This window comes from Candidatus Viridilinea mediisalina (assembly GCF_002532535.1).
In the GTDB taxonomy this organism is placed as follows: domain Bacteria; phylum Chloroflexota; class Chloroflexia; order Chloroflexales; family Chloroflexaceae; genus Viridilinea; species Viridilinea mediisalina.
In genome coordinates, this window is sequence record NZ_NQWI01000036.1 from 34039 (window position 1) to 43094 (window position 9056).

Here is a 9056-nt window from a genome sequence, read left to right on the forward strand (position 1 = left end):
CGATAGCTGAAAATTGCCGTATCACACACATCTCTGTGTTCTCTGTGTCTCTGTGGTGAAATACCTCTGTTTCTCTTCAAACACTCTCCCTACGGTGCATCCTCAGCCCAGAGGAGCGCCACGCGCTGCTGATCGAGGGCAACAACACCATTATCAAAAGGGGCGCTACTGAGCGAACGCCAGCCAAGCACTTCATTGCCTTGGGCATCATAGACAGCAAACTCGCCGCTGATGGCCCCATTGGTATAGTAGCGTGCATTCTGGGCGAAACGCCCCAAGAAGCGCCCCGCCAGGGCCTCAGCCTGCTCACGGGGCAGCACCTCGGTGGGGTAGGCCAATTCACTGGCAATGATCTGCGTAAGCAACTTGGCCGCAATACGCCGAGGCACAGCAATCCAACCCGCACCCAAGCCTTGGTAGCCCACTGCTGCCGCCACCGCATCAAGCGTCGCCGTCGCCTCTGCCGGGTTAGGCGTAGTACAGCAGTAGCTCGCCAGCAGCAACGGATAACTCGTAGCCCGTGCGCTGGCGAGTTCCCGTGCAAACTCAATCAACAGCGGATCATCATCAGGGAGAAGCGGAGGAGCCATTATCAATTCCTTGTTTTGCTGCGCTTTGAGCAACAGCAACGAGCGTTTATGGTACACCAACCCCCCCACAGCCGCAAGCGGAAACCGCGCACCCCATTGGGCCAGCCGCCGAAATGCTCTGGTACGCTCCATAGGCTACAATGGGCGTGTGGCCTTGCTTGTGATTGTAGATTGCAGATTGTAGATTGCGCTATTTTCTACTTTTCTATTTCCTCGTCCTCTAAGTCGGAGTTGCTGATGCTCGCTCAGACCAATCTTCCCCAGGTGGCTCATGGAGCGCCCTACCTCTCGGTGGTAGTGCCGATCTACAATGAGGAAGAGAGTATTCCCCACCTCTACACCCGGCTGCAGGAGGCACTCGATGAGCTTGCGAAGCCCTATGAGGTACTCGCAATTGACGATGGCTCGCGGGATCAGAGTTTTCACCTGTTGCGCGAACTTGCCCAGCAGGATGGACGCTGGCGCGTGGTACGCTTCCGGCGCAACTTTGGGCAGACGGCGGGCTTTGCGGCGGGTTTTGCGCGGGCGCGTGGCGAATGGGTGGTGACAATTGATGCCGATCTGCAAAATGATCCGCGTGACATTCGCATGCTCTTGGCCAAAGCCGAAGAGGGCTTTGATGTGGTGAGCGGCTGGCGCGCTAAACGACAAGACCCCTTCCTCAACCGGCGCTTACCCTCACAGTTGGCCAACGGCCTGATCTCATGGGCAACCGGCGTGCGCCTACACGACTACGGCTGCTCACTGAAGGTCTACCGTGCCGCAGTCGTCAAACAGATCGAACTCTACGGCGAACTGCACCGCTTCATCCCAGCGATTGCCTCGTGGCAAGGGGTAGAAGTCGCCGAGCTACCCGTCAACCATGAGGCGCGCAAATACGGCACCTCAAAGTACGGCATCGGGCGCACGACGCGGGTAGTGCTTGACCTAATCACCGTACGCTTCCTGCTGAGCTACTCGACGCGGCCCATGCAGGTCTTTGGGGCAGTGGGGCTACTCTTTAGCGGCTTGGGTGGCGCGCTACTCGCCTATCTAGCCTACATCCGGCTCTTCATGGGCAGCCCGCTCGCCGACCGACCGCTCTTGCTCTTAGCGGTACTGCTGGTAGTATTGGGGGTACAACTACTCGGCATGGGGCTCTTGGGCGAACTGGTAACCCGCGTCTACTACGAAGGGCGGCAGCGCCCGATCTATGTGGTGCGGGAGGAGTTGAATATTGAGTGAGAATTGATCATGCGTGTTCTGATGTTGAACTATGAATACCCTCCCATTGGCGGCGGGGCAGCACCAATTACACAGGCGTTTGCTGAAGAGCTTGCTGGTGCAAAGCATAACGTTGATGTTGTGACAATGAGCTATCGAACGCTGCCTTTCTATGAGATGCGTAAAGATGGATATTTACGCATTTTTCGCGTTCCATCAATACGTCAATCACCAGTACGTGCTGGTATACTTGAAATGGCAAGCTATTTAGTTAGTGCTTTACCTTGGACAATCCTGCTTACACGTCATCTGCATTATGACCTCATTCACACCCATTTTCTCTTTCCCACGGGTGTGTTGGGTGCAGCCGTGAAACGACTGAGAGAGATACCGTTGATCGTTACGATTCATGGTTCAGATGTACCTGGGTATAATCCTGATCGTTTCAAGCTTGGTCATCGTCTGCTCAGCCCGCTTTGGCAGCAGGTTGTAAACCAAACAGATGCCATTATTTCACCTTCAGCCTACTTAGGTAAACTGCTCCAACAGAGCGCATCTGCCGAGGTTTACACTATTCCTTATGGTTTCAATCCACCACCAGCGAGTAATGTCGTGCGACGCCAGCGCATCCTCTTTGCGAGTCGGCTTTTTCCACGCAAAGGGGCGCAGTTTATGTTGGAGGCGCTGGCTGGGTTGGATCTGCGCGGGTGGGAGGTGATTATTGCGGGTGATGGGCCTATGGGTGGTGCGTTGCAAGCACAAGCACAACAACTCGGGCTCACGGTGGAATTTCCAGGGTTTGTGAAGGGTCAGAAGCTACAGGATCTCTATGCTTCAAGTGCGATATTTGTTTTTCCCTCATTGCATGATAACTTTCCAGTGGTACTACTTGAGGCATTGAATCACGGATGTGCAATAGTAACTAATGCATGTTCAGGCATGCCGGAGGTTGTGGGTGAGGCTGGGCTGCTTGTCCCTCCCCATGATATTGGGGCATTGCGTGCAGCAATCCATCGTCTCATGAATGATGTGGGGCTGCGTGAAACGTTGGGGCGACGGGGGCGTGAACGGATTGGCGAATTGGGTTGGGAGTCTATCTTGCAACAGCATTTGGGGTTGTATGAAAAGGTTATCGGCTCATGAGTAGTCTAAAATTTAATCAAATCGCTTTGCAGGATATTTGCGATAGTATAGCGATGAATTACGGTTCGTTTTTTGAGAACCTTAATCATGTGCCTGCACAGAAACATGCTCAAGATGTGTTGAGTGCCCAAAAAGTTGTAGAGAAACTCAAGGTCTTACAACATTTCACCGGGGACATCCGTGGCCAAACGCTGCTTGAAATCGGCAGTGGCTATGGCGTCTTTGTTGCAGTTACCCGTCTGGATTATGGTGCCTATAGCTTTGGTTTGGAACCGAGTAGCACGGGCTTTAGTGGGAGTGTTGCAGTTTCGCGGCGTTTGATGGAGCGGTGTGGGTTGCCACCACAGCTTATCATTGAAGGTGTTGGTGAACATATCCCCCTACAGAGTGATTTCTTTGATCTAGTCTACTCGACCAATGTATTGGAGCATGTGCAAAACCCCCGTCAGGTATTACATGAAGCTATGCGTGTCTTGCGTCCTGGGGGGATAGCCCAGATTGTCGTGCCCAACTATGGCTCGTTTTGGGAAGGCCACTATGGGATGCTGTGGCCACCCTATATCTCCCAACGCTACGCAAAGCTGTTGGTACGGCTTGCGGGACGCGATCCAGCATTTGTAGATACGTTGCAGTTGGTCAACTTATGCCAGATGCGCCGCTGGATGGGTGAATTGCATCCTCATGTGGAGATCTTAGCCTGGGGTGAGCAACTCTTTCATAAGCGAATGACTAGCGGTAATTTTAGTGCATGGGCCGCCTTGGGCCGGGTACAACGGATCGTTAATCTAGCTCGCAGCTTAGGTGTAGCTCACGCAGCATCATGGCTCTTACGGCGCTGTGATGCGATTACGCCGATTGTCCTGACCTTCCGCAAGCGATGAGTCGTATCCCTCGCCGTTTTTGGTTCTGGTTGCGCCTCAGTGTGGCGGTGGTGGTTATGCTTTGGCTCTTCACCTCCTTCGATTGGCTGACGCTACGCCAACAGGTTTTCCAGATAGATGTGGGTTGGGCCTTGCTCGGCCTCGTCATTCCGCTGTTTGGGATCCTGCTGAGTGCGCTGAAATGGCAGGGGGTGTTGCGTCTCCTTGGAGTTGAACGGAGCTATGCGGAACTGCTAGGGCACTATTGGAGTGGTACATTCTACAATAATGTGCTGCCCGGCAGTATCGGTGGTGATGTGGTTCGCATTGGTGGTCTGAAGACCACTGGGGTTTCATTCTTCACTGCAACGCTCTCGGTGTTCATTGATCGCATTACTGGTATTTGGGTGGGCATGCTGATTGGTTTGGGGGCTTGCCTCTGGCCAAGTGAGTTGCCCCACCGTGATGTTTTGGGTTTCGCCTTTGGAACACTGGTATTGGGGGGGATAGTGGCGGTTTGGCTGCTCCCAAAGTTGCACGACATGTTGCCGCAGCGTTGGCAGCGCTATGGTACATTAGCTACTACATTGCAAGATCGACGCTGGTTGCCGACGCTCGCTATGGCTTGGCTCTTTCAAAGCCTCGTGGTCTTGCACCTCTGGGTGGCCTTGTACGCCTTGCAAAGCCCCTTGAGCCTGTTGGCGTGTGCCATCTACGCACAGGCGGTCGTGGTCGTTACCCTAGTACCCATCTCGCTCAATGGGATTGGGGTGCGCGAAACAGCCCTCGTGGTTTTGCTGGCGGGCAGTCAAGTTGCGCCAGAAGTGGCGGCGCTGGCTGGGAGTATGATGTATCTCACGGCGGTGCTGAGTAGTCTGCCAGGGGGGCTTGCGCTCTTGAGCGTGCGGGGTGATCGTCATACGAGTTATGAGTGACAAGTGACGAGTGAAAAGCCGGATATAGTGCATACCACTTGAAGGAATTGGCAAATGGAATTACCATTCCCGGGCATGAATCCCTATCTTGAAGCAGCGGGGCTTTGGCCTGAGGTGCATCACCATATCATTACGCAGATCTTTGCCCAGATTCAGCCGCAGATTACGCCAACATATATTGCCCGTATTACTCCCTATGTCGCTTTTGAGCGCATTGATCTTGGGTCGGCGCGTATGATGGAGCTACCAACCCGCTATGGGTGCATCGAGATTCGCAGTCTTGATGCGGGTGAGTTGGTTACTTCCATTGAGGTGCTTTCACCGGCTAACAAGCGGTCTGGCAGTGAAGGGGCCGTAAGTTATGAGAAGAAGCGTCAGGAGTTGTTTAAGAGCAGTGCCAATCTGTTGGAAATTGACCTATTGCGGGCGGGGCAGCGGCCCCAATTGGCGGGGCCGTTGCCTGAAGAGCCCTATGTTATCTTCTTGAGTCGGGTGGAGTTGCGGCCTGCGGTTGAGATTTGGGCGTTGCCGCTGGAGCAAGCGCTTCCGGTGGTGCCGGTGCCGTTACGCATGCCTGATCCGCCTGTGCCGCTCGATCTTACGCTGGCGCTTCGACAAATTTATCGCAATGCTCGTTATGATCTACAGATCGACTACCAGAGCGATCCGCCACCGCCTGAATTGAGTGCAGAACACGCGGCTTGGGTTGATGCGCGGCTGCGTGCTTGTGGGTTGCGTGGGTAGAGCGCGGAGGCGCAAAACAGTGCCGAAATGAAAAAACACAAGATCTTTTATGGGATCATCTTTACACACTAAAAAAGAGAGCTATATATCGACTTGGAAAGCGGTTAGCTTATTGTTACTACTAACCTTATTCGCTCTATTACCCCGGATATTGCCACCCACAAGTTTTACCACAACTGATGAGGCTGCTCACTGGACTGAGCGTACTGCCAACTTTTTGACAGCCTTGCGTGAAGGCGATCTCGTAGCAACTCGGCAAACCTACCATCCAGGGGTGACAACCATGTGGCTGGCCGCTACTGGACAGGTGGTGGGAGAGGCGATTCATGGTGCATGGGATCGTGTACCTTTCAGTGTTTCCAGGGCATTCATGCGCATGCCATCGGGTATCGTTGCAGCATTAGCAGTAATTGCTGGTTATTTCATGCTGCGCCGCTTAGTTTCTGAGCAGGTTGCTTGCTTGGGTGCATTGCTTTGGGCTACTGAGCCATTTCTCGTGGCTCATGCACGGGTAATGCAGACCGATAGTTTGCTCACTTCATTCATGATGATGACGCTGCTCACAGCTCTGTTGGCCTTTCGGATTGATGAAGGGCCAGCAGGCCGCGATCTACCCCCGCGTTGGGGCATGTTGCTCGGATCAGGGATTATGACCGGACTTGCTACCCTCACCAAATCGCCTGCGCTAGCCTTGCTGCCAATTGTGGGTATTATTGCGTTCATGAGTGGCAGAAACGCAACCCAATTCGTGCGTAGTGTCCCCATTGCTCCACTGCTGCTCTGGAGTTTGATGATCATTTTTACGTGGTTAATCTTCTATCCTGCAATCTGGATCGAACCATTGGCAACAATTCACTTATTCTCGATAGGCGCAGCAAGTGGAACCCTTGACCATGAGATCGGCAACTTTTTCCTGGGGCAAACAGTCGGTGATCCTGGCCCACTCTTCTATCCGGTTGCGATTGCTTTACGGCTTACTCCTTGGAGTATGCTGGGGCTTGGATTACTGCTGATCGCTTTGGTTCGTGGTGGCATAAGCCAAGCACAGCGTGGAGTTCTACTCTACTTGGGTCTTTATCTGTCTTTTTTTATGCTGGCTATGACTCTGGGTTCTAAGAAGCTTGATCGTTACGTCTTGCCGATCTTCCCCGTGCTGGCCATACTCTCCGCCTTTGGCTTGCTCTGGGGCGCTAAGGCGGTGAGCAGATGGTTGTCCGGGTATTCAAAAATGATCGTATTAGGTGTTATCGCAATACTCAGTATTTTTAACCTTTTTTACTACCATCCCTACCATTTAGCATACTATAACCCTTTGCTTGGTGGGGGTGTGGTGGCCGCACGTACTATCTTGGTTGGTTGGGGCGAGGGGCTTGATCAAGCAGGTGCCTATATTCGTGCCCAGCCAGATGGTTGTGATCGTCCTATTACCATGCCAATCGCTACGTTTTTACTTGAACCATTTGTCTGTAGCGATGTCATTTTAGATACTAGTACACATAGTCAACAGGCGGGCTATGCTGTATTCTATATTAACCAATTGCAGCGTGATATAGGCAGGCAAGAGTATAATCGCTTGGTTGCACAAGGTTTGCCAAAACACACCATTCATTTATACGGTATAGATTATGTCTATATCTTTACACTCTCTTCTAATAATGAGTGATAGAGATGCGTGAGAACTAGGAGAAGCAGAGACTTTCAAATATCCCATCAGCCTGTCATGCTGAGCGCAGCGAAGCATCTCTTCGCGTTACGACGAGAGACCCTTCGCTGCGCTCAGGGTGACAAAGCAGCAGGGCAATCAATAAAATTCGCTTCCCCAAATATCCCATCAGCCTGTCATGCTGAGCGCAGCGAAGCATCTCTTCGCGTTACGACGAGAGACCCTTCGCTGCGCTCAGGGTGACAAAGCTGTCACACGTCACGAAACTATGCAACCACCACCACCCCACCACTCCACCCGCGATCTTTGGCTTTGGCTGATGATGCTCGTGGTTGGCACAATGCTGACGCTGCTCAGCCTGGCGCGTTATTGGGGCTACAACACCCTGATGCTCGATCTGGGCAATATGAGCCAGGCGATCCTTTCGGTGCTGCGCGGTGAGCCGTTGGTGTTTACGTACTACCATGGGCCGCTGAGTCGTTTAGCCCTCCATGTTGAATTCTTTTACTTCTTGTTTGTGCCCTTGATGGCGCTCTGGCCCAACCCTCAGGTATTGCTTATCGGCCAGGCGCTACTGGCGACGGCAGGGGCGATTCCGGCCTATCGCATTGCCCTGCGTCAACTCGATAGTCGTATGGCAGCCCGGTGCATTGCACTGATCTACCTCCTCTATCCGGTGATGCAGACGGCGGTGCTTTTTGATTTCCATGGCGATACGCTGGCGATGCCGTTGTTGCTCTTTGCGCTCGACGCCGCCGACCGCAAGGCATGGCGGAGCTATGCGCTCTGGATTGGGCTGGCACTTAGTTGTAAGTTCTATGTGGCAGTACCAGTCGCCGGAATCGGAGCCTACCTCTGGCTTTGGGGCGGGCAGCGGCGCGTTGGGGCATGGACAATGGTTGTAGCAGTAGCTTACGGAGCTTTTGTATTCTTAGGTGTACGTCCGCTCTTTGCAGTCGCATCTAGTACTACAACCCAAACAGGTATGGATTATATTAGCTTCTACTATGGTGAAATATTCCTAGTCACAGAATCGTTCATCCCACGTCTGCTCCATGCCCTTGTCGTCTTTGGGCCAACGCTACTCTTGGCTTGGCGTGGTTGGCGGTGGTTATTACCTGCTATGCCTCTAACCTCTGCTGTATTGTTGAGTAGTGGTCCTGGCCCAGTTTATCATTATGCTTCTCATCACTATGCTTTGTTGGTGCCTTTTTTAATTATGGCGACGATTGATGGTGTTGCTTGGCTCCGTAAGACTAAGGAAGTCAGCCAACCTTGGCGTTGGAAAGTTGATTTGGGTGTGACAGCCCTCGTTGTAGTGTTGGTAGGTGCGCTGCTTGTTGATCAACCGCTCAACCCACGCTTCTGGCAAGGCATCCCTGGCCAAGGTCTGCACCATTGGTCGTATGGCGTGACCCCACGAGATGGTGTCACAACCCGTTTTCTTGAGCATTATGTTCCGCCTGACGTGCCAGTGGTTGCTTCAGTAAACCTGGCAACACGTCTCATTAATCGTGATACGGTGCATATCGTTATCCACCCTGATAGCAAGTATGAGGATCATTTTGCTACCATCTTGCCCCAAGTTGACTATATTGTGATCAATGCGCTCTTTGATTGGCGCACTGTCGTTAACTATGAGCAAGCGGAGTTGGCTTATGCACTCAAGTACCCCGAATTTGGCTTGGTGGCCGCCCGCGATGGCCTGCTGCTCTTTGAGCGTGACGCACCCACCGAGGCAGTATTGCCCCAAACGGTGACGTTGGTCAGCATGAGTGATCTGCCCGATCCTGAGCTTGCGCTTGGCCCGGCGTTGCTACGCGGGGTTGAGGTGCTGCCGCTCGAGGGGCGTCGTTTCCAGGCGCGCTTTGTCTGGCAACTGAATGGCCCGCCGCCGGAGCATGACTGGGTGGCAATC

General features: G+C 53.1%; 8 protein-coding genes. 7 read left to right on the plus strand and 1 reads right to left on the minus strand.

Features of this window, described 5'->3' with window-relative positions; translation table 11 throughout:
- Positions 1-89: 89 nt before the first annotated feature.
- Positions 90-590 (minus strand): hypothetical protein, encoded by a 501-nt coding sequence (locus tag CJ255_RS09950; RefSeq protein ID WP_097643961.1) that lies wholly within the window; start codon positions 588-590, stop codon positions 90-92.
- 237 nt (positions 591-827) lie between these two features.
- Here CJ255_RS09950 and CJ255_RS09955 point away from each other — a divergent pair, with 237 nt between their 5' ends.
- The 7 genes from CJ255_RS09955 to CJ255_RS09985 all read left to right on the plus strand — a co-directional run.
- On the plus strand, positions 828-1814 hold the full coding sequence (locus tag CJ255_RS09955; protein WP_097643953.1) for a glycosyltransferase family 2 protein: 987 nt from the start codon (positions 828-830) through the stop codon (positions 1812-1814).
- A gap of 9 nt (positions 1815-1823) precedes the next feature.
- Positions 1824-2936 (plus strand): glycosyltransferase family 4 protein, encoded by a 1113-nt coding sequence (locus CJ255_RS09960; protein ID WP_097643954.1) that lies wholly within the window; start codon positions 1824-1826, stop codon positions 2934-2936.
- Positions 2937-2989: 53 nt separating this feature from the next.
- The gene (locus CJ255_RS09965; RefSeq protein WP_165774655.1) at positions 2990-3817 is read left to right on the plus strand and encodes a class I SAM-dependent methyltransferase; all 828 of its coding nucleotides are present in this window, start codon (positions 2990-2992) and stop codon (positions 3815-3817) included.
- A complete protein-coding gene (locus tag CJ255_RS09970) occupies positions 3814-4731 on the plus strand; it encodes a lysylphosphatidylglycerol synthase transmembrane domain-containing protein (RefSeq protein WP_097643956.1) in 918 nt (305 codons plus the stop codon). The genes CJ255_RS09965 and CJ255_RS09970 overlap by 4 nt, the downstream gene beginning before the upstream one ends.
- A gap of 54 nt (positions 4732-4785) precedes the next feature.
- Positions 4786-5475, plus strand: coding sequence for a DUF4058 family protein (locus CJ255_RS09975; protein WP_097643957.1), 690 nt, complete (start codon positions 4786-4788; stop codon positions 5473-5475).
- Between the two features lie 49 nt (positions 5476-5524).
- Entirely contained in the window at positions 5525-7138 is a 1614-nt protein-coding gene (locus tag CJ255_RS09980; RefSeq protein WP_097643958.1) for an ArnT family glycosyltransferase, read from the plus strand.
- A gap of 268 nt (positions 7139-7406) precedes the next feature.
- A partial coding sequence (locus CJ255_RS09985) for a DUF2079 domain-containing protein (RefSeq protein WP_165774656.1) occupies positions 7407-9056 on the plus strand: 1650 nt, incomplete at its 3' end.